24 protein-coding genes are annotated in these 17,576 nt (G+C 62.4%); 12 read left to right on the forward strand and 12 right to left on the reverse strand.

The genetic code is table 11. From position 1 onward, the window contains the following. Nucleotides 1-383: 383 nt before the first annotated feature. On the reverse strand, nucleotides 384-1,268 hold the full coding sequence (locus ACYVHK_RS11710) for an MBL fold metallo-hydrolase (RefSeq protein ID WP_460531728.1): 885 nt from the start codon (nucleotides 1,266-1,268) through the stop codon (nucleotides 384-386). Between the two features lie 100 nt (nucleotides 1,269-1,368). Here ACYVHK_RS11710 and ACYVHK_RS11715 point away from each other — a divergent pair, with 100 nt between their 5' ends. Together ACYVHK_RS11715 and ACYVHK_RS11720 are read left to right on the forward strand one after the other, a co-directional pair. Beyond that, nucleotides 1,369-2,295: a LysR family transcriptional regulator gene (locus ACYVHK_RS11715; RefSeq protein WP_460531731.1), complete on the forward strand. Its 927-nt coding sequence runs from the start codon at nucleotides 1,369-1,371 to the stop codon at nucleotides 2,293-2,295. A 186-nt stretch (nucleotides 2,296-2,481) separates the two neighbouring features. Next, the gene (locus ACYVHK_RS11720) at nucleotides 2,482-3,375 is read left to right on the forward strand and encodes a substrate-binding periplasmic protein (protein ID WP_460531734.1); all 894 of its coding nucleotides are present in this window, start codon (nucleotides 2,482-2,484) and stop codon (nucleotides 3,373-3,375) included. Here ACYVHK_RS11720 and ACYVHK_RS11725 read toward each other — a convergent pair. The 4 genes from ACYVHK_RS11725 to ACYVHK_RS11740 form a co-directional block, all read right to left on the reverse strand. After that, nucleotides 3,372-4,013 carry a hypothetical protein gene (locus ACYVHK_RS11725; RefSeq protein WP_460531737.1) on the reverse strand — a complete coding sequence of 214 codons (642 nt, stop codon included), beginning with the start codon at nucleotides 4,011-4,013 and terminating at the stop codon, nucleotides 3,372-3,374. The two genes, ACYVHK_RS11720 and ACYVHK_RS11725, sit on opposite strands and share 4 nt — an antisense overlap. A gap of 248 nt (nucleotides 4,014-4,261) precedes the next feature. Next, the gene (locus ACYVHK_RS11730; protein ID WP_460531740.1) at nucleotides 4,262-4,603 is read right to left on the reverse strand and encodes an FKBP-type peptidyl-prolyl cis-trans isomerase; all 342 of its coding nucleotides are present in this window, start codon (nucleotides 4,601-4,603) and stop codon (nucleotides 4,262-4,264) included. Between the two features lie 162 nt (nucleotides 4,604-4,765). Then, a complete protein-coding gene (locus tag ACYVHK_RS11735) occupies nucleotides 4,766-5,287 on the reverse strand; it encodes a hemerythrin domain-containing protein (RefSeq protein ID WP_460531743.1) in 522 nt (173 codons plus the stop codon). 154 nt (nucleotides 5,288-5,441) lie between these two features. Further along, on the reverse strand, nucleotides 5,442-6,053 hold the full coding sequence (locus ACYVHK_RS11740; RefSeq protein WP_460531746.1) for a preprotein translocase subunit SecD family protein: 612 nt from the start codon (nucleotides 6,051-6,053) through the stop codon (nucleotides 5,442-5,444). 271 nt (nucleotides 6,054-6,324) lie between these two features. Between ACYVHK_RS11740 and ACYVHK_RS11745 the strand changes: the two genes are divergently transcribed. The 5 genes from ACYVHK_RS11745 (at nucleotide 6,325) to ACYVHK_RS11765 (ending at nucleotide 10,237) form a co-directional block, all read left to right on the forward strand. After that, the gene (locus ACYVHK_RS11745; protein WP_460531749.1) at nucleotides 6,325-8,244 is read left to right on the forward strand and encodes a PAS domain S-box protein; all 1,920 of its coding nucleotides are present in this window, start codon (nucleotides 6,325-6,327) and stop codon (nucleotides 8,242-8,244) included. Nucleotides 8,245-8,570: 326 nt separating this feature from the next. After that, nucleotides 8,571-8,723 (forward strand): hypothetical protein, encoded by a 153-nt coding sequence (locus ACYVHK_RS11750; protein WP_460531752.1) that lies wholly within the window; start codon nucleotides 8,571-8,573, stop codon nucleotides 8,721-8,723. A 103-nt stretch (nucleotides 8,724-8,826) separates the two neighbouring features. Then, nucleotides 8,827-9,363: a DUF4142 domain-containing protein gene (locus ACYVHK_RS11755; RefSeq protein ID WP_460531755.1), complete on the forward strand. Its 537-nt coding sequence runs from the start codon at nucleotides 8,827-8,829 to the stop codon at nucleotides 9,361-9,363. A 49-nt stretch (nucleotides 9,364-9,412) separates the two neighbouring features. Then, entirely contained in the window at nucleotides 9,413-9,703 is a 291-nt protein-coding gene (locus ACYVHK_RS11760) for a hypothetical protein (protein ID WP_460531758.1), read from the forward strand. Between the two features lie 135 nt (nucleotides 9,704-9,838). Beyond that, on the forward strand, nucleotides 9,839-10,237 hold the full coding sequence (locus tag ACYVHK_RS11765; protein ID WP_460531761.1) for a hypothetical protein: 399 nt from the start codon (nucleotides 9,839-9,841) through the stop codon (nucleotides 10,235-10,237). A gap of 96 nt (nucleotides 10,238-10,333) precedes the next feature. On the opposite strand, the gene ACYVHK_RS11770 is transcribed toward ACYVHK_RS11765, so the two are convergent. Continuing rightward, a complete protein-coding gene (locus ACYVHK_RS11770) occupies nucleotides 10,334-10,594 on the reverse strand; it encodes a hypothetical protein (RefSeq protein WP_460531764.1) in 261 nt (86 codons plus the stop codon). A gap of 478 nt (nucleotides 10,595-11,072) precedes the next feature. On the opposite strand from ACYVHK_RS11770, the gene ACYVHK_RS11775 reads away from it, so the two are divergent. Next, entirely contained in the window at nucleotides 11,073-11,270 is a 198-nt protein-coding gene (locus ACYVHK_RS11775) for a hypothetical protein (protein ID WP_460531767.1), read from the forward strand. 127 nt (nucleotides 11,271-11,397) lie between these two features. On the opposite strand, the gene ACYVHK_RS11780 is transcribed toward ACYVHK_RS11775, so the two are convergent. Next, on the reverse strand, nucleotides 11,398-11,964 hold the full coding sequence (locus ACYVHK_RS11780; protein WP_460531769.1) for a hypothetical protein: 567 nt from the start codon (nucleotides 11,962-11,964) through the stop codon (nucleotides 11,398-11,400). A gap of 347 nt (nucleotides 11,965-12,311) precedes the next feature. On the opposite strand from ACYVHK_RS11780, the gene ACYVHK_RS11785 reads away from it, so the two are divergent. From ACYVHK_RS11785 to yfcF, 3 genes are all read left to right on the forward strand, one after another. Next, nucleotides 12,312-13,043: a hypothetical protein gene (locus ACYVHK_RS11785; protein ID WP_460531772.1), complete on the forward strand. Its 732-nt coding sequence runs from the start codon at nucleotides 12,312-12,314 to the stop codon at nucleotides 13,041-13,043. 93 nt (nucleotides 13,044-13,136) lie between these two features. Continuing rightward, complete coding sequence (locus ACYVHK_RS11790) at nucleotides 13,137-13,496, forward strand: hypothetical protein (RefSeq protein ID WP_460531775.1); 360 nt, start codon at nucleotides 13,137-13,139, stop codon at nucleotides 13,494-13,496. 104 nt (nucleotides 13,497-13,600) lie between these two features. Further along, nucleotides 13,601-14,233 carry a glutathione transferase gene (gene yfcF / locus ACYVHK_RS11795; RefSeq protein WP_460531778.1) on the forward strand — a complete coding sequence of 211 codons (633 nt, stop codon included), beginning with the start codon at nucleotides 13,601-13,603 and terminating at the stop codon, nucleotides 14,231-14,233. A gap of 111 nt (nucleotides 14,234-14,344) precedes the next feature. On the opposite strand, the gene ACYVHK_RS11800 is transcribed toward yfcF, so the two are convergent. The 5 genes from ACYVHK_RS11800 to ACYVHK_RS11820 form a co-directional block, all read right to left on the reverse strand. Beyond that, nucleotides 14,345-15,073, reverse strand: a complete 729-nt coding sequence (locus tag ACYVHK_RS11800; RefSeq protein ID WP_460531781.1) for a hypothetical protein — start codon at nucleotides 15,071-15,073, stop codon at nucleotides 14,345-14,347. A 78-nt stretch (nucleotides 15,074-15,151) separates the two neighbouring features. After that, nucleotides 15,152-15,499 (reverse strand): GFA family protein, encoded by a 348-nt coding sequence (locus ACYVHK_RS11805; RefSeq protein ID WP_460531784.1) that lies wholly within the window; start codon nucleotides 15,497-15,499, stop codon nucleotides 15,152-15,154. A gap of 48 nt (nucleotides 15,500-15,547) precedes the next feature. Continuing rightward, entirely contained in the window at nucleotides 15,548-15,919 is a 372-nt protein-coding gene (locus ACYVHK_RS11810) for an ArsR/SmtB family transcription factor (protein WP_460531787.1), read from the reverse strand. Then, nucleotides 15,906-16,373 carry an SRPBCC family protein gene (locus ACYVHK_RS11815; protein ID WP_460531790.1) on the reverse strand — a complete coding sequence of 156 codons (468 nt, stop codon included), beginning with the start codon at nucleotides 16,371-16,373 and terminating at the stop codon, nucleotides 15,906-15,908. Before ACYVHK_RS11815 ends, ACYVHK_RS11810 begins: the two co-directional genes overlap by 14 nt. Before the next feature lie 119 nt (nucleotides 16,374-16,492). Next, the gene (locus ACYVHK_RS11820) at nucleotides 16,493-16,966 is read right to left on the reverse strand and encodes an SRPBCC family protein (RefSeq protein WP_460531793.1); all 474 of its coding nucleotides are present in this window, start codon (nucleotides 16,964-16,966) and stop codon (nucleotides 16,493-16,495) included. A gap of 146 nt (nucleotides 16,967-17,112) precedes the next feature. Here ACYVHK_RS11820 and ACYVHK_RS11825 point away from each other — a divergent pair, with 146 nt between their 5' ends. After that, on the forward strand, nucleotides 17,113-17,487 hold the full coding sequence (locus ACYVHK_RS11825; RefSeq protein ID WP_460531796.1) for an MmcQ/YjbR family DNA-binding protein: 375 nt from the start codon (nucleotides 17,113-17,115) through the stop codon (nucleotides 17,485-17,487). The last annotated feature ends 89 nt before the right edge of the window (nucleotides 17,488-17,576 follow it).

Below are 17,576 nucleotides of genomic sequence, written 5' to 3' on the forward strand. Positions count from 1 at the left end.
ATAGGTATAGATGTAATTCGGATCTTCTCCCCCTGCTGCCATTACCAGCGAGGTCATGAGGAAGAGCACAAGAGCCAGAAGATATTTCATTCAATAGTCCAGCAAGTAGATAGGGGCATTGGATAGAAAACGGCATGGCAAAGCATGAAGCGGCGATCGGCACGCGCACTGGTACCAAGCTGCACCTGGATCACAATGGCGGCGGATGATGGCATGCATATGCAGTGCGCCGCATCCTCCATATTGAGGAAAGCTAATGTTTTATTTCATAAGCGTCATCGTATGAGAGCTTGCCCACCAAAGACAAAGGCGCGGAGTGATCATCACCCCGCGCCTTGTCTTTTCAAATCGTCGACTTCAAGCCCACTTTAGCTAAACCCACCTCACCACTTCATCTCGCCCTTGCTGACCTTGGCGCCGATATCCAGCGCGATGCCCAGGCCGGCATCCGGATAGGCGACCTTCATCTTCTCGATCAGCACGGTGGCGTTCGGTGCCTGTGCGGCCTCCTGCTCAAAGCGCTGCAGGTAACCCGTGCTGAAATTGACGGCGTCCATCCCGCCTTCCTTGAGCGATACCGCATGGCCTGGCACGACGGTGGTCGGGTGCAGGGCATCGATGCGCTTCAGGATGGCTTGCCAGGCGGCGCGCTTTTCCTGGGTGGCAGCGTCGGCCGTCCACAGGTGCAGGCCGCCGTAGACGTTCACGCCGCCGACCACTGCCTTGATCGAGGGCACCCACACAAAGCTACGCTCGGGGGTATCGCCGTCCAGGCCCACGACTTCCAGCTTCTGGCCTTCCAGGCTCAGGCCGCCAGCCGGCAGCACGGCCGGGATGATGGGTTTGCGCGGGGCGTTGGCGCCCATCTTGGGGCCCCAGTAGGCCAGCTTTTTCTCGACCGTGTTCTTGATCCAGGCCACCGTCGGGGCGCTGGCGTAGACCTTGGCATCCGGGAACTCGGCCTTGATCACTTCCAGGCCAAAGTAGTAGTCCGGGTCGCCGTGGCTGACATAGATGGTCTTGAGCGTCTTGCCGCTGGCCAGGATCTCTGCCACCAGGCGGTGGGCGTCGGCGCGGGTGAACTGGGCGTCGATCAGTACGGCGTCCTGCTTGCCGGTCAGCAGTACCGAGTTGACGTGAAAGCTGTTGCCGTCGGCGTTGTAGACCTTGAGCTGGAGGGGTGCGTCGGTCGTGGCGGCAGCTAAGGCGCTGCCGATGGCTGCGGCGGCAAGGGTGGCGGTGAGGGCGAGGGTGCGGAGAGTTTTCATGCTGGTGGTCCCGTTTCGTTGTGATGGGACGCACTTTAGTTGCTTGTTTCGATCCAATAAACCGCGCAAACTGCGCAATATTGTTTCTTATATTGCACATATGGACCGTTTGATCGCCATGCAGGTGTTCTCGGAAGTCGCCCGCCGGGGCAGCTTTACCGCGGCGGCGGATACGCTGGACATGTCTCGCGCCATGGTGACCCGCTATGTGACCGAGATGGAACAATGGCTGGGCACGCGCCTGTTGCAGCGCTCCACCCGCCGCGTTTCGCTGACCGAGGCGGGCGAGGCCTGTCTGGGCCGCTGCCAGCAGATGCTGGAACTCTCGGCCGATATGCAGCAGGCCTCCGGCCAGCGCGATAACGTGCCGCGTGGGCAGTTGCGCATCACCACCAGCATGTCGTTCGGCGTAGCCCACCTTGCTGCGGCAGTGAGCGATTACCTCGCCCGCTACCCGGCAGTGACCGTGGACATGATGGTGGGGGACCGCACGGTCAACCTGGTCGAGGACCGGATCGACCTGGCCATCCGCATTGCCGGCGAGCTGGACCCGAACCTGGTCGCCCGCCGTATTGCCCCCTGCCGCTCCGTCGTCTGTGCCGCCCCGGCCTATCTGGCGCAGCGCGGCAGGCCGCAGCAGCCGGCCGACCTGGCCGGGCACAACTGCCTGACGTATTCGAACTTTGGCAAAGGCGAGTGGCGCTTTGTGCGGGATGGCGACGAGAGCAGCGTGCCGGTCGGCGGCAACCTGAGCGCCAACGACGCCGCCGTGCTGACGCAGGCCGCATTGGCCGGCACCGGCATTGCGCTGCAGCCGACCTATCTCGTCGGCCCGCTGATACGCAGCGGGCAACTGGTGGCCCTGCTGCCGGGCTGGCAACCACCGGAGCTGATCATCTGGGGGGTGTATCAGTCCCGCCGCCATGTGCCGGCCACCCTGCGGACCCTGCTGGATTTTCTGGTGGCGCGCTTCAGCGGGGTGCCGGGCTGGGATGATCTGGCCGCCATGCCGGCCAGCCAGGCCTGATTACGTCCAGGGCTCGTGCCGCTACGGGCTGCTACCGCCTATCCGCTCGGCCCCAGGCAAGCCGACATATCCGTGAAAAGCCGACGACCTTGCCTATAGTGGGATCGACAGTGTCCGGATGCTTAAGCGGCCAGCCTGGGGGAAACCGGGCGGTACGCCAGCACGACGACATGGCGGGAGACTCATGTGCGCGTCAAGCACAGGCACATTCGGCCCTACCTGATCACGCTGGCGTTGGCGGCAGCGGCGACGTTCGCGGCCACCCTGTGCCCTGCACAGACCGTCATCTACCCACGCCCCGAGACGGCAGATGATAGGCGCTCCGACTTTCCTATCGAACTGCTCAAGTTAGCCCTGGCGCAGAGCCGGTCGGGCTATACCCTGCAGCCTTCCGAACTGACGATGTTCCAGAGCCGGTCCATTGCCGAGGTCGCGGCCGGCACCGGGCGGGTGCATGTGTTGTGGTCCATGACCTCGCGCGAGCGGGAGCAGCAGTTGCTGGCCATCCGTATTCCTATCGACAAGGGCTTGCTGGGTTGGCGGGTCGCGCTGGTGAGGCAGGATGATCTGGCGCGGTTCGCCAGTGTGCGTGGAGCATCGCAGCTCAAGACCTTGAACGCCGGCCAGGGCTATGACTGGCCGGATCTGAAAATCCTGCAATTCAACGGCTATCGGGTGACGGGCAGTTCCAGCTACGACGGGCTGTTCAAGCAGCTGGCCAGCGGCAAGATCGACTACTTCCCCCGCTCGGTCATTGAGGTACTGGAAGAGGCCGCCAGCTCGCAATCGGAAGGGCTGGCCATCGAACCGACCCTGCTGCTGCACTACCCCGCTGCGCGCTATTTCTTTGTGAACAAGCACAATCAGGGTCTTGCCACGGCCATTGAGCAGGGGCTGGAAGCCGCAATCCGGAATGGCAGTTTCGAGGCCCTGTTCCAGCGTTATCACGACGGGACAATCGCGCAGCTGAACCTGAACAAGCGCCGGGTGATCGAGCTGCAGAACCCGCTATTGCCGGCGGATACGCCGCTCACGCGAAGCGAACTCTGGTTCCACCAGGATGCCCGGCCAGCGCGCTAGGGCGTCGCGTAGGAGAAGACCACCACGTCACCTGCCTTGTGGGCGTCTTCCAGTATGCACAGCACGGAGCGCAGGTAGGCGAAGACATAGCCCGGGCTGTCGCCATCGCCGGCGTAGCGTATGCGCCCGTGGTCCAGCGCGGGGCAGGTGGAGACGACGTCGCTGTAGACGGCTTCCTGTATATCCTGCAGCCGCCAGCCGGCCATCACCGTGACCAGCCGTTCGGGCTGGGCTGCCGTCCAGCTCAGCAGCGAGCGCAGCGCATGCATGGCAACGGTCAGGCTGGTCTTGTCGAGGGTGGTGATGCGCTCATCGCCGCCACGGCAGGTACCGCCGGTACCGTCAGGTTCCTCGCGATGGACAACCCGATCGAACACTTCCCCGCCCAGAAAGGCGAGCGCCGGCAGCGAGCAGAGATCGGCCATGCGGCGGATGCAATCGTTGGCGTAATCGTTGCGGGTGGACCCCATCACTTCCCGCGCGGGGCGCTGCAGGCGATAGTCGCCCTGCTCGGACGCCAGCGCGCTGGCCTCGCAGGCCTGCATATGCGCTTTGTGCAGATGCTCGCCATTGCGTATGGGCAGGTAGGCATTGCCCTGGGGCAGCGAGAAGATGAAGGTCAACGTATCGGCGGACATAACGGCGTATCTGTGCAGAAGCCGGCAGGTCTGGGCCTGCCGGGACAAAAGGGGCCGTAACTTACCACGAGTGCCATTCAAGCGCTTGATAAGAAAAGACTAAAATACGAGCAAGGTGGTGATCAATCCGGCGCAATCCCAATGGGAAAGCCACTGCCAGCCCTACACGCCCTGCCCTCGTCCCGCATTGGCATCGTGGGTGGTTTGCGCACTTGAGGGCGTCCCAACCCCGATACCGATCGCCGTCTTCAGTCGTCCCGCGTCAGTACTTCCAATAGTTCGATCTCGAAGATCAGGTTGGAATTGGGCTTGATCTGCGCGCCGATCTGCCGCTCGCCATAGCCCAGGTGCGCCGGCACGAACAGCTTGCGTTTGCCGCCGACCTTCATGCCCATCAGGCCGATATCCCAACCCTTGATGACCCGGCCGGAGCCGATCACGCACTGGAAGGGCTTGCCCTTGTCGTAGGAGGAGTCGAACTTGGTGCCGTCCTCCAGATAGCCGTTGTACTGGGTGGTGATCAAGGCGCCCTTGACCACGGCCTTGCCCTCGCCGACCTGGATATCTTCGATCTGTAATTCGGTGCTCATGGTGTGCTCTTGTGCGCGTCGTGCAAACAGGCGGCGTTGTCGCAGGAAAACCGGCGCATGGCAAGCAACAGGATGAAGTACACCGCCGGAAAGCCGGGCGGCGGAGCTACCCTGCCCCACCGGGCAGGCATCGCCGGTGGGCCGGGGTAAGCAGGGAGAGAATCAGGACAGCCTGCTGGCGCCCTTGGTCAGTTGTTCCTTCTTGCGGCTCATGGCCTCGCCCAGTTCTGCGAGGTCGAGTTTCTTCTTGGCCGCCAGCGGGAACATCTCGGTTTCTTCTTCCTTGACGTGATGGTTGATGTACTCGCCCAGTACGATCACCTTCGCGTCATAGAGCGGGTCGCTGGGCTTCATGTCGCCGAGCTGGGCGATCAATGCCTTGGCCCCTGCATGTTCGACCAACGCTTCGTCGAGCAGCCGGTCGGTGTCGTCCTCCTGCCGCAGGGCCGGATAGAAGATGCTTTCCTCCACCTCGGTGTGGACGATCAGTTCCTGGCAGATCTGCCGGACCAGCGCCGCACGCTGCCGGGCATCCCCCTTATCGATCAGCTTGTCGTAGTCCTTGAACAGCTTCTTGACCTGCTTGTGGTCGGCCTTCAGCAGCTCGATGGCATCGGGCTCGGTCTGCTTGCGGGTGGTGGCTCTATTGGCGGCAGTCGCCTTGTGGGCTCGCGTGGTGGGCATCTTGCGTCCTCCATCGGGTACGGCGTCCGGGTAACGCCGCTACCCCGATGGTGGGCAACTACCATTCCCGCGATGTAGAACCGCACCGGGCCAGGCCACCGTCAGTGCGGTCTGGCGCCACGATGCACATGCCAGGTCGGCGGTTCCAATATCTCTAGGCGTTTGCAGCTTCACCCGGTGCAATGGAGCGTAGTTTGATCGGCGCCGACAGGCTGCCGGTACGCAGCACCACGGCCGTCAAGCCAGCCTGGGCCGGCGGCCGTGCAAGCGTGAGCTGGATCTTGCCGGCCTGCACCAGGCCGCCTATCGGTACCTCGGCCAATAGCTCGTCATCCAGCACAAAGCGCAGGGTCTTGTCCGGGTTGGCCTGGGCGAAAGCCGCCAGATGATCGACCCCCTCGTGCGTCAGCGCGAAATGAAAGACGGTACGGCCGTCCTCGGTGGCCTTGGCCAGCATCTCGGCCACCTGCCCTGCCGTCAGCAGCACCTGGCCGTCCGGCGCCAGCGCGCGGAACACACCTTGGTGGTTGAACAGATAGTTGAGACTTTCGTCCGGCGGCAAGGCATAGCTGCTCAGACGGTAGGCGCCCGGCTCCAGCGGCAGCCAGCGGGCTTTCTCGCCCGTCGCCTGCAGGACACGCGTCTGCAGGATGCCCAGGTCCGCCTCACTGGGCGGATGATCGAAGCGGACGACCTTGCTCGTCGTCGGGGCCAGGCTGCACGCCCCCAGGAGGAGCGCCATCAGGCCCAAAAACAGGTAACGCATGGTGTTCCTTGCTTGTATTGCACGGTAGATCGGGCAGGCCGGTGGTCCCACCCTGCGAGGCAGGCAATGTACGCGAAGCCGGGCCTACCGGCATCCCCAGGATAACGGGTAGCAACCAGCGGAGCACGGCGGCATCCGTGAATTAACAGCCGGCGTAACCGCTGGCGAGGCTATAGCCCTAGCTGGCATCTGCCTTGCTTTAGGGTCCCTCGGCTGGACCTGTGCTTGTAGCCAGACCCGCAAACTGCCAACCACGAAATAGCACCGCACCATGCCGATACCCGAACAAGCGGTCCCGCCGCTCAACAACGACGAGGAATTTTATCGCCTGGTGGTCGAATCCATGCTCGACCATGCGATCTATATTGTCGACCCGGACGGGCGGATTCGTAGCTGGAACGCAGGCGCCGAGGCCATCTTCGGCTACCAGGAGGATGACATCATCGGCCGGCAGCATTCGGTGCTCTACACGGCGGCAGCCATCCAGCAGGAGCTGCCGGCCCGCACGCTCGCCCAGGTTACCGAAGCTGGGCGCGCCGACGACGAAGGCCGCCGCCTGCGTAAGGACGGCTCCACCTTCCTGGCGCGGATCAACGTCAACGCCCTGCATGCACCAGCCGGCGCGCCGCAGGGTTTTGTGTTCCGGCTCTACGATCTCTCGCCCAAGCATCAGGAAGAAGCGAAGCTACATCAGAGCGAGGAACGTTTCCGCCGGCTGGTGGAGAGCGTCAAGGACTACGCCATCTTCATGCTTGATCCGGAAGGCTATATCACCAGTTGGAACGCAGGCGCCATTCGTATCAAGGGTTATCAGCCCGAAGAGATCATCGGCCGGCATTTCTCGAGCTTCTACAATGCCGAGGACAATGCGGCAGACAAGCCCACGCGGGAGCTGGCAGAGGCCATCCGCTCCGGCCGGGTGGAGGACGAAGGCTGGCGCATCCGCAAGGATGGTTCGACCTTCTGGGCCAATGTCGTGATCACGGCCCTGCGGGACGAGGCCGGCAATCTGACCGGGTTCGCGAAGGTCACCCGCGATATGAGCGATCGCAAGCGCCTGGAGGAACTGGAAAATTCCAGCCGCCTGATCAGCCAGTTCCTGGCCACGCTCGCCCACGAATTGCGCAACCCGCTGGCGCCTATCCGCAATGCCGTCAGCCTGATGCAACTGACGCGCACCATCAGCCCCGAGATTGCACAGGCGCGGGACCTGATAGACCGCCAGCTCACCCACCTGACCCGCCTGGTGGATGATCTGCTCGATATCGGCCGGATCACCACCGGCAAGTTGCTGCTGCAGCTCGAACAGGTCGAGCTGGCCGATATCATCGCCATGAGCATCGAGGCCGCCCGGCCCCTGACCGAGAGTCGGCAACAGCAGGTCCGTGTCGAGGCCCCGCGGGCACCCATCATCCTGCAGGCCGACAAGATACGCCTGGTGCAGGTCGTGCAGAACCTGCTGAACAACGCCTCGAAGTTTTCTCCCAGCGGTTCCGTCATCACGGTACGGATCGCACTGGATAGCAAGGCGGTACTGGTCAGCGTCGAGGATCAGGGCTGCGGGATTTCCGAATCGATGCTCGAATCGATCTTCGATCTCTTCGTCCAGGAGGATCACGGCGGCAAATCCCACGAGGCCGGCCTGGGGCTGGGCCTGAGCCTGTGCCGCTCGCTTGCCATGCTCCACGGCGGCCGTATCGCCGCCAGCAGCCCTGGCCTGGGGAAAGGCAGCATGTTCTCGCTGCATCTCCCCCTCCCTCCGGCTGCCGCGACGACCGAGGCCCCGGGCGACAGCAACACCGGCTACGCCAGCCCGCAGATCCGGATACTGATCATCGACGACAATCGGGACTCCACCGATAGCCTTGCTATCCTCCTGCAGTACGCGGGCCACATGGTACGGACAGCCTACGCGGGCGCACCCGGGCTGGATGTCGCCCATGACTTCGCGCCCCACCTGGTCCTGCTGGATATTGCGATGCCGGAGATGAATGGCTTTGAGGTATTGCGCCAATTGCGACTGTCGCAACGGCAACCCAGGCCGGTCATGGTGGCCATGACGGGATTCGGACAGCTCACCGACATCGAGCATTCGCTCGCGGCCGGGTTTGATATGCATCTGATCAAGCCGGTCGAAATGAGCGAGATCCAGGGCGCGATCAATATGGCGATCTCACGGGCCAGCAAGTAAGCCGCACGCCAGGTAAAACCTACATCGCGCTGGGCATTTGCTGCATTCGCCAGCCCCGATAAGCGGGCCATGATTGTATTTATCCATCTGGCATGAAATGAGCTACGATCAAGTCGCCGTGCCTGCACGGCAGGGGCTAGGCCCGACCTGTTGCTTCCCCTTCAGGTTGGGTGGCCGAAGGCGGAGCTCGCAACGCCTGTTTTCGGCCCCCCTACTCCCTGCCTCCCTTCCGCCCCGGGCACGTCATTTGCCATTCTGTCTTGCCGCGATAGTGGGTCCATTTTCCGTATGTGGACCTTTTTCCAGATAGTAGAAAGGACATTGAAATGGCTTCGAACAACCAAGGCAAGAGTGGTCAAAGCAGTCAGAGCAAACCGGCTGATACCAAACGCAACGCCACCACCGGCTCAGGCAAGACGCAGGGGGATAAGGAAACCCGCGGTGAAGGCAAGCGCAGCCCAAGCGACAACAAGAAATAGTCGCTAAGCAGTAGCGTCATCAACGCGAGGTCCGACCTCGCGTTTTTCATGCGCGCAACCCGCACGCACCTGCCGCTTCCCGCCGCTGACCGGAGCCCCCTGAATGAAGCTCACACTCCTTGCCTTGTTCCTGTTGTCCATGTCGGGTGCGGCGAACGAGAAGCAACCCGCCACCTCGCCCGACGCGGCAACCGTGAGGACCGAGACGGTCCCGGCAAGGCTGGAAGACCAGAGCTTCGTGGATCAGGCTATCCAGTCCTGCCTCACGGAAATCGCTGCCAGCGAGCTGGTTGCCATAAAGTCCACCAACGCCAGGATCAAGGCTTATGCGCAGCAGATGATCGGCGACCATGCGAGGCTGAACCGTGCCGTGCGGGCCGCCGCCAAGGCCAGTGGCATCACGCCGCGCGCCAGGCAGCCGGAGGCCAGCGTGATCGACAAGCTGGAAGGCTTGCACGGCGCTGACTTTGATCAGGCCTATGCTGAGGCCGCATTGAAGGGACATGAAGAAACCGTGGCCTTGTTCGAGCGGCAGGCCGGTAACGACCAAGATAAAAAACTGCAGGCCCTGGCGCAGAAGTCACTGCCGCCATTGAGGCATCACCTGGAGATGGCCAGGGCACTTGCCAGCCAGAACTGATGTTCCCGAGATTGTTACCGTAATGGCCTACAAACCTGGCTAAGGTGGCGTGACACCAACGCTACGACCGTCGCGCTCACGCCTTGCCCTGCCTTCGCCCCTTTTCACCACACAGGCCAGCGCCGCCAAATCACACCGCCGGGCGATCCTCTTTTGCCAGAACCCCGCCACCCTGGCCAACTTCTATGTCCAGGCCTTCGGGATGGTCATCCTGGATCAGGATGGCAGCTTCCTGGCCGACATGGCCAATGCCGGCGAAATGGCCGGGGCCAGCAACGCCATCACCGGCATCTCCGACCCCTTCGATCAGCATCTCAATTCCGGCACTCGCCCGCTGTAGTTTTCGCATTGATCCACCGCGCTGCGCGTAGGGCACGGGCTTTGCCCATCTCCCATACACCCAGGCTCCCTTCGCCGCCGCTGATCCCTGCCTGGGTACGAAGGATCACAGCGCGCCCATCACAAGGACAAGATCATGGCAAACGACCCATCCCGCACCAAGCTGCATAACGGCCACGCCAGCTTCGATAGCCATGGCCCAGCTCGCCAGAACAGCCAGGCCGCCCCGGATGACCAACCGCATCCTCCGTGCGACCTGGTACAGGAGTTCGACACGGAGCTGGCCCGGGAAGCCGCACGCCAGGAGCGTGCCACCGCGGGCATGCACCGGGCCGCCATCACCGGCAGCGCACAACCCGGCGGCGGTAAACGCAGCCAGGCTGGCAAGGGTAGTAGTGGTAGTAGTACGACGGCCAGCCGTGGCGGGGATCAATCCGAGCGTGACCGGGAAGCCGGCCGCATGAAAGGCAGCAGCACCATGGGCGGCGACGGCGAAGCAGCCGAACGCATCAAGGACCGGAGCCAGCGGAAGTAGGTGGTGTGCGCCGCAGGGCAGACGTCGGCCTACCCTGCGGTATGACACGTGTACCCCGCCCAGCGTGAGGCCACGGAACCAACCAGTGCAGAGCCATCATGGCTGACCGCTTGCGTCCCCACCGCGGGCCGATTCATCCTGTCCTGCAGCATCGAACGACTGATCTGCCGGCTGCTGCATGACCGGCCAGGAAGCCGAACCGCCATGCCCGACCACCATGCGCGAACCTTCGTATTCAGCCAGGGCCGAGCCATTGCTCCAAGCCCATACCTCGTTCAGCCAGCCATGGCTGATGTCCTCCAGATACCGGGCGGAAGCACTGTAGCCATCCTGTTGTTTGCCTGCCAGATTTTGCATGGTTCCCTCGCTTTTTCGTATCAGCGTATTGACTCGTCCTGACACAGCAAGCGCCGTTCCCCGTGCCCGAAGGCAGCGGATACCGCACGCCCGCTCGCGGGGGAACCATGCTCGTTGCAATCGGCCAGGCATCAATCTTGCAAACGATCATCGCGTCGGCGCGCTGAACACTCCAGGCAAACCGGCCCATGGTCTGGGTTCCTCCCACTCCTGTTCCATGGCCTCCGCCCCCGTCCACGGGGGCTTTTCTTTGCACGTTTAATCCGTCAGTGATCCTTGCCGCGGGCCGATGGAAAGATGCAGCCATGCAAAGCCCGCACAGCGTCGTGTAATTTCTGCAATGACCGGCACATCAGTGCCGCATCCCTGGCCTTGCCCGGCCTGAAGGTGGGGGCGGACAGGCAGATAGCGCCGTCTGGTATGCGGCTTGCTGAACCCGCATTATCACCCCCGATAACATCCGTTTCAGGAGGTATGCATGAGCACCCACGCCACCACCTGCAAGACCTTGGATGCGCCCACGCCAAAGCACCGGCAATCTGCCGGTCGCGCGCCTATCACTCGCTATATCTATCAGGCTGCGCGCCGCGCGCCGGATGCGGAGGAGTTACCGGAGGTGGGCGTCCTGGATGGCTACCAGGGCTATATCGCCGATGCGGCATGCTTTACGCACTGACTGAACACCCACCCGTGTCTCCCCCGCAAGCTTCTGCTTGCACTTCCTGCGCACCTGTCGCGCAATATTTGCCCCGCACATGCGGGGCAATTTTTTGATCGGCCGGGGAGAGGGTACGGCTAGCGGATCAGCGCCCCACACTGGCGGACATCGACATGATGTCGAGCCAGCGGATCATCAGCGTGAGGTGGACCTGCTTCATGTAGATGGCGCCTTGGAAGCGATGGGCCAAACGGTACTCACGTAGTTGCTTGAGCAGATCGACCAGCAATTGCAGGCTGACGCTCTCCATGCTCTCGGCCACGACCAGTACCGACAGGCTGGATGTCAGCTCGGTGCGGTCGTCCCGTACCAGGGCAAGGGCATCGGCCGCCGTGGCAATCGCATCGTCGGCATGGTGCAAGGGGGAGCCGGGCGCAATCTCAAGGGTAGAGAGCGTCTCCGAGATCAGATCAAGAAAGGCCTGCTTGCCGCCGCGTAGTTCCCGCAGGATGCACAGCGGCATCACCCCGCGCTCCACCGCCCAGGTGGCAGGGGTGGTTGCCAGCATGGCGAGGGAAAGCGGAACACAAAACAAATACTTTGCGACAAACGCATCGTGCAGTTCGATGCAGGTATGTTCGAACGCCAGCCGCTGGCACAGGAACTCGGCCAGTAATTCGGGATGGAAGCCTTCGTATTGATGGGTTGGCATTTCGGGTACTCCGCAGCAGGGAGGCCCCAGACACAGCCTGACATCGCAGATGCGGTGAGCGTGAAGGGACGATATCCACCTCCGAGCAAACCCCGTTCCCTATCCGCAAGCGGCCTGCCCTAAGGCACCCCGTCCTTGGTGGTGGCACCTCACCTCCGGCGTTTGGTAAGAAGGAAAAACCGGTATCCCTTTCTTACACGCGCAGCGCCTTGCCTCGCCCACTCCAGGCGGGTTACGGGCTGCTACGCCTGGATCTGCCAAGAGCTGGCCCGGAGTTTGCTGAATGGAGGCATCCCGGCACCCGCGCAAGCCCCGCGCGGCCAGCCGGATCTACCAGAAAGCCCGCCATGCAAACTCAAATCGCAAAAGTCCCGCAGAACGACATCCCGGCGATTCCGCTTCAGCCCCATGGGCTCCCACCCCTGAGTGACCGGCCTATCCATCCACAAAGGGACGAGGCCCAGGCGGCGGACTTCCTGGTCGGTGGACGGGGGTTGGCAGAGATCGCCGATGCCATACCCGTGCTGACCCATGTGCTGGATGTACCACCGGTGCTGATCGAAAAGCTTGCAGAGCGGCTGGCGGCAGTGGCGGCCGGCTCGCACCTGTACGACCTGCTGGTCTCAAGATACGGCTCCGGCATGGACGAAGCGTGCCTCGACATGTTGCGCCGTGCCGGCAGCCTCTGCAGCGGCGCCAAGGCGGAAACCCCGCCCGATAGCCTGCGCCGCATCCAGCAGGAAAAAGCTATGCACGCCATCTTGCTGGAACAGGCGCTGGATTACCTGGGCAGCCCTACCCCGCCTCATGCGTCGGCAGATGATCTCAGCACGATCTCATTCAGTACCGCCGCGCAGATGATGACGGTGCCGCACGCGGGATTTGAATCCCGCCTGAGCGCGCTGCTATCGACCGAACTGGCCGATAGCGCGGGCTGGGAGCTGCTGGTCAAGCTGACCGAACAGGTCGGGCTGACCTTCATGGCGGAAGATTTCCAAGAGGCGCTCAAACAGGAACAGCAGCATATCGCGCTGATCAAGGACTGGATCTGTACGCTGACGCTGGGTGCCGCGCGCTAAGCCTGGATAGGCCTTAGTGGCCTGCATTAGAGTGAAAAACGGGCGAAGCGCGCCGTCCCGCGCTTCTTTACCTGACGTGCCGAGGTACGTTCCATGGCATCGCAATTTCATTCGTTGGCGCTGGATGACCGGCTTCTGGACCGCTGTGCCAGGGCAGGGCTTGCGCACGACTTCACGCCTGAAAACGCCAGGGAGGCGCAGGTGTTCCGGCTGGCAGCGCTGGCCCTCGCGACCTCCTTCCCCATTCAATCGGCACGCCTGCTTGAGGCCTGCCAGCGTTACTTCGGCCAGCACCCAGGGCAGGAGCGGGACGCGATCACGGAACTGGCCGCGCAGGAAGTGATCAACCTTGCCCAGCTCCGGTTCAAGCTGGAAAAACTGTTCTCCCGCGAGCTCGATAGCCCCTATGTGAGCGAGACGGAACGCGTCGTCACGCCGGCCTGGCCGCGCTGACGGGCGCGTGGGCGCTCGCTTTCGCGATCGCCATAGAAGACGATTTGCGGATCATCGCCGGCAGTGCACAATCAGGGCCGACCTCTCTCCAACAGGACCTCATTGTGACAACTCCCACCCTGACGCTCTACACCGATAACCGTTACATCAGCCCCTACGCCATGTCGGCCTTTGTCGCCCTGCAGGAGAAGGGACTGTCGTTCGAGCTGAAGACCCTGGACCTTGCCACTGCGCAGTATCGCGACCCGGCCTACGCCGCGACCTCGTTGACCCAGCGCGTGCCGACACTGGTGCACGATGGCTTTGCCCTGTCGGAATCCTCCGCCATTACCGAATACATCAGTGAGGTTTTCCCCGGCGCATCGCTCTACCCGGCGGACCCGCGGCAACGCGCCCGCGCCCGGCAGGTGCAGGCCTGGATACGTAGCGACCTGATGCCGATCCGTAACGAGCGCTCAACCGAAGTGGTGTTCTACCGCCCCAGCAGCACCCCGCTCTCGGCCGACGCACAAGTGTCCGCCGCCAAGCTGTTTGCAGCGGCCGATGCGCTCCTGAAGGACGGTGCGGACTACCTGTGCGACGACTGGTGCATTGCCGACGTCGACCTCGCGCTCATGCTCAACCGGCTGGTACTGAACGGCGACGCCGTACCGGCCAAGCTGGCCGACTACGCGAAGCGGCAATGGCAACGGCCATCGGTACAGGCCTGGGTGAACAAGGATAGGCCAGCACTGTAAGGCTTCTTGTCCCCTACGGGGGACAGGCCGGCCGTCTCCGTCAAGGGCGTGGGTGGATACACCATCCCGCCGTCCCGCCCTCAACGCCAAATGGGAAGACCTGGCTTGATCTCAAGCCAGGGGAACGAATGCCGACAGCGGGAACTGGATGGGCGTCGCGTAATGCCGGGTAGACAGGCCGGCATTGAAGGAGGGGCGTGGTTTGAGGGTCAGCACCTCCTTGACGAAGGTGATGCCCGCCACCAGCGGGAATACATCCTCGTAATCCTTGAGCGGAAAAGGCGGCGCTGCCAGCACCGTGCCGCTGGCCTTGTCCCGTGCCAGCACATAGAGATGCGCGGTCGATCGCCACCGCGGGATATCGAACCAGACTTCGAATCGGTAAGCCTTGGTGTCCTTGCTGGCGCGGAGTATGCGCGTCCGCTCACCGTCGGCTTCGAGACGTGCTCTCACGCCTGCCAGGATGGGCTGGTCCTCCGGTCGCAGCGCAGCGAGCACCTCGAAGGTAGCATCCTGTATGCGCTGGTACTTGGCCTCGTCCGACAGTGCGTTGAAATCCGCAGGCAGACCATAGGCCGTATAGCGCTGCCAGCGCTCATAACCGAAATCAGTCGGCACCACCTCGCCCACCGGCAGGCTGGGGGTGAAGGCGATATAGACATGGTCGTATGCCCCCACGGAGAAACCTTCCGCCTCCAGCAGGCAGGCAATCCGTTGTCCGAGAATAGCGGCCGTCTTGGGAATGGCGATCAAGGCACCCGACGACCCGGGCATCTCCCTCCCCGGCCCCGGGACCTCGGTACACTCGAAATAGCGGATGTCTTTCAACGGCTTCATCATGTCTTTCATTTTCCGGCTCGCACAACGACCTCATAGGGCGCAATCCCCGCAGGGCATTGCGCCGTATTTCCCTGACGATCAGAGCGCCCTGCCATCGTAGTGATGGACCGGGAAGGCCGTCGGGTCGATGTCCTCGATGCAGCGGAGATTGACGGCCGCCATCTCCTCGCCATTCGGGGCGGCGGCCTCGCCATAGGGGTGGATGCCGCAGTTGGCGCAGAAACGATGCTGGATCTTGTGCTTGTTGAAGAGGTAGGTGCTCAGATTTTCTTCCGGTGTCAGCAGGCGTAGCGCGCTACGCGGCACGAACCACATCAGCGTGCCCTTGCGCTGGCACATCGAACAGTTGCATGAGGTGGCCGATTCGATCTCGCCTTCGACCTCGAACTTGATCCTGCCGCAATGGCAGCTTCCCAGGTATTTCATGTCCATCCTCCTTATAGGTTGATCTGAAAAGACACGTAACGGAACCGTTCAGGCGCCTTCCACAAACGCCTTAAGCTTGCCCAGCGCAACCTCCCACTGCTGGCCGATGATCTCCAGCGTGCGGCGGGCTTCCTCGATCTGTCCCGGCTCCAACTGCCACAGCCGCTCCCTGCCAAGCTTGATGTCGCGCACCACGCCGGCATCCGCCAGTACCTGCAAATGCTTGGTCACCCCCTGCCGACTGATCTCGGTACTGGCGGTGAGCTGGGCAATGGAAAACGCACCGCCGGCACAGAGCACGGCAACGAGCTTCAGACGCGTCGGGTCGCCCAGGGCGGCGAAGATATGGGCCAGCGTGCCGCTCGCCTGCACGATGGCGGAGACACCGGCCCCCTGGCCTGTTTGTTTACTGGATGACATGGTTGGCAATGCACTTCACCTTGGCGTCCCAGCCGTTGTTGTTCATGCGGAAGGCTTCCAGCCGGCGGTGTGGTGGCAGCTTGTCGAAGCCGGTTTCCACCACCGTCAGGAGTGTCGTCTTGTCGGCCATCTCCTGCAGGGTGAAGGTCACCAGCGTCGGCTCTTCCAGCTCGTAGTCCACGGCCGGGTCGATGGGTGACGGATGCCAGCGGTAGGAGAACAGCGTTGGCGGCTCCATGCGTTCGACCACTACATCGAAATAGACATGTTCATGCCCGCACACCGTCACCTGGCCCCGTACCCGCTTGCCGGGCGCAAAGGTCTGGTCCTGGATGCTGGCGCCGAACCAGTTGCCGAACTCCTCAGCACTGGCGAGCGCCCGCCACACCCGCTCGCGCGGCGCCTGGATGACGATCTTGCGCTCGATGCGATCCGTAGCCGATCCCTGTTCCATATTGCTTTCCTTGATCTTCAAAACCACCAGAAAAATTCAGCGTAGCGGTTCTGGCGTGGCGTGCAAGCGCGGACCATACCGCCAAGGCACCGCAACGCCAGAAGGTTTTGTTCAGCGCGTCAGTGCACGCATTTTGCACCGTCCGGCGCCAGCTCATACGGCGTGCCGCGACCTTTCTGCAGATACTGTTGCAGGCTGCCCATGAAATGCTGCCAGCCGCGATGACATAGCTCGTAGCACTCCAGCGTCGGGACCAGGCCGAGGTGCGCAAAATCCAGCCGGGTACGGCCCTCTCCTGCCGGAGCCAACTGAAAGCTCAGCTCGGTCCCCACCCATTCATCCTTGTGCGAGAACTCGTCGCGGGCGAGGTGCGCTTCGGTGCAACGCCAGTGCACCAGCCGGCCCGGCTCCAGCTTTTCGATGCGCATGGCCTTCTGGTTGGGTCCAAAACGGAACTTCAGCATGCCGCCGGCCTGGGTGGCGACGTCGCAATCCTCCGTCCACCAGCCGCGCAGGCCTTCGGGCGTGGTCAGGGCGGCATAGACGGCGGCGGGGCTTGCTTCGATGATCAGTTGCTGCTGATAATGGCTCATGATCCGGCTCCTTTAAAAGCAACCATTTGGTTGCGTTTTTTCATTCTGGAACCACCCCATTCAAAATGCAACCATTTGGTTGCAATATTTTTCCAGACAGGGATCGGTGTACATTGCCGGGCTTCGACAACCGCCGAGGGAAGCCCATGGATACCGAAGCACTGCAGCACTTCTGCGGCCAGTTTCCCGGCGCGACCAGCAAGACCTATGGCCCGCCCGGCAATGTGCTGGTGTATTCGATAGGCGACAAGCAGTTCGCCTACTTCAAATTGTCTGATCCGGAGCGCTGGCGCTTCAGCTTCCGCGCCACGCCGGAGCGGTTCCTGGAGCTGACGGATATCCCCGGCGTCAAGCCTGCACGCTATATGGGGCGGTTCCATTGGGTGACCATCGTCAAGGTCGGCAGCTTTCCCGAGGACTACCTGCAGGAGCTGGTGACATGGTCCTATCGCAAGGCCTTGCATGGCTTGTCACGCAAGCAGCAAATGGCGCTGACCGGCCAGCAAATCGAGTCTGTATAAGGCCTGCTGCGAACGGGATACAACATTAGCGCACACTGAATTATGCGATCAGCATTAATTCATGCCGTATTCATAAAAAGTGACGTATA

This window comes from Chitinimonas naiadis, from assembly GCF_054780835.1.

Excerpts from the sequence above, each read along its gene's own strand:
- ACYVHK_RS11710 (WP_460531728.1), bottom strand. The coding sequence starts at position 1,268 with ATGAAAACTCTCCGCACCCTCGCCCTCACCGCCACCCTTGCCGCCGCA.
- ACYVHK_RS11715 (WP_460531731.1), top strand. The coding sequence starts at position 1,369 with ATGGACCGTTTGATCGCCATGCAGGTGTTCTCGGAAGTCGCCCGCCGG.
- ACYVHK_RS11725 (WP_460531737.1), bottom strand. The coding sequence starts at position 4,013 with ATGTCCGCCGATACGTTGACCTTCATCTTCTCGCTGCCCCAGGGCAAT.
- ACYVHK_RS11730 (WP_460531740.1), bottom strand. The coding sequence starts at position 4,603 with ATGAGCACCGAATTACAGATCGAAGATATCCAGGTCGGCGAGGGCAAG.
- ACYVHK_RS11735 (WP_460531743.1), bottom strand. The coding sequence starts at position 5,287 with ATGCCCACCACGCGAGCCCACAAGGCGACTGCCGCCAATAGAGCCACC.
- ACYVHK_RS11740 (WP_460531746.1), bottom strand. The coding sequence starts at position 6,053 with ATGCGTTACCTGTTTTTGGGCCTGATGGCGCTCCTCCTGGGGGCGTGC.
- ACYVHK_RS11745 (WP_460531749.1), top strand. The coding sequence starts at position 6,325 with ATGCCGATACCCGAACAAGCGGTCCCGCCGCTCAACAACGACGAGGAA.
- ACYVHK_RS11750 (WP_460531752.1), top strand. The coding sequence starts at position 8,571 with ATGGCTTCGAACAACCAAGGCAAGAGTGGTCAAAGCAGTCAGAGCAAA.
- ACYVHK_RS11755 (WP_460531755.1), top strand. The coding sequence starts at position 8,827 with ATGAAGCTCACACTCCTTGCCTTGTTCCTGTTGTCCATGTCGGGTGCG.
- ACYVHK_RS11765 (WP_460531761.1), top strand. The coding sequence starts at position 9,839 with ATGGCAAACGACCCATCCCGCACCAAGCTGCATAACGGCCACGCCAGC.
- ACYVHK_RS11770 (WP_460531764.1), bottom strand. The coding sequence starts at position 10,594 with ATGCAAAATCTGGCAGGCAAACAACAGGATGGCTACAGTGCTTCCGCC.
- ACYVHK_RS11775 (WP_460531767.1), top strand. The coding sequence starts at position 11,073 with ATGAGCACCCACGCCACCACCTGCAAGACCTTGGATGCGCCCACGCCA.
- ACYVHK_RS11780 (WP_460531769.1), bottom strand. The coding sequence starts at position 11,964 with ATGCCAACCCATCAATACGAAGGCTTCCATCCCGAATTACTGGCCGAG.
- ACYVHK_RS11785 (WP_460531772.1), top strand. The coding sequence starts at position 12,312 with ATGCAAACTCAAATCGCAAAAGTCCCGCAGAACGACATCCCGGCGATT.
- ACYVHK_RS11790 (WP_460531775.1), top strand. The coding sequence starts at position 13,137 with ATGGCATCGCAATTTCATTCGTTGGCGCTGGATGACCGGCTTCTGGAC.
- ACYVHK_RS11800 (WP_460531781.1), bottom strand. The coding sequence starts at position 15,073 with ATGATGAAGCCGTTGAAAGACATCCGCTATTTCGAGTGTACCGAGGTC.
- ACYVHK_RS11805 (WP_460531784.1), bottom strand. The coding sequence starts at position 15,499 with ATGAAATACCTGGGAAGCTGCCATTGCGGCAGGATCAAGTTCGAGGTC.
- ACYVHK_RS11810 (WP_460531787.1), bottom strand. The coding sequence starts at position 15,919 with ATGTCATCCAGTAAACAAACAGGCCAGGGGGCCGGTGTCTCCGCCATC.
- ACYVHK_RS11815 (WP_460531790.1), bottom strand. The coding sequence starts at position 16,373 with ATGGAACAGGGATCGGCTACGGATCGCATCGAGCGCAAGATCGTCATC.
- ACYVHK_RS11820 (WP_460531793.1), bottom strand. The coding sequence starts at position 16,966 with ATGAGCCATTATCAGCAGCAACTGATCATCGAAGCAAGCCCCGCCGCC.
- ACYVHK_RS11825 (WP_460531796.1), top strand. The coding sequence starts at position 17,113 with ATGGATACCGAAGCACTGCAGCACTTCTGCGGCCAGTTTCCCGGCGCG.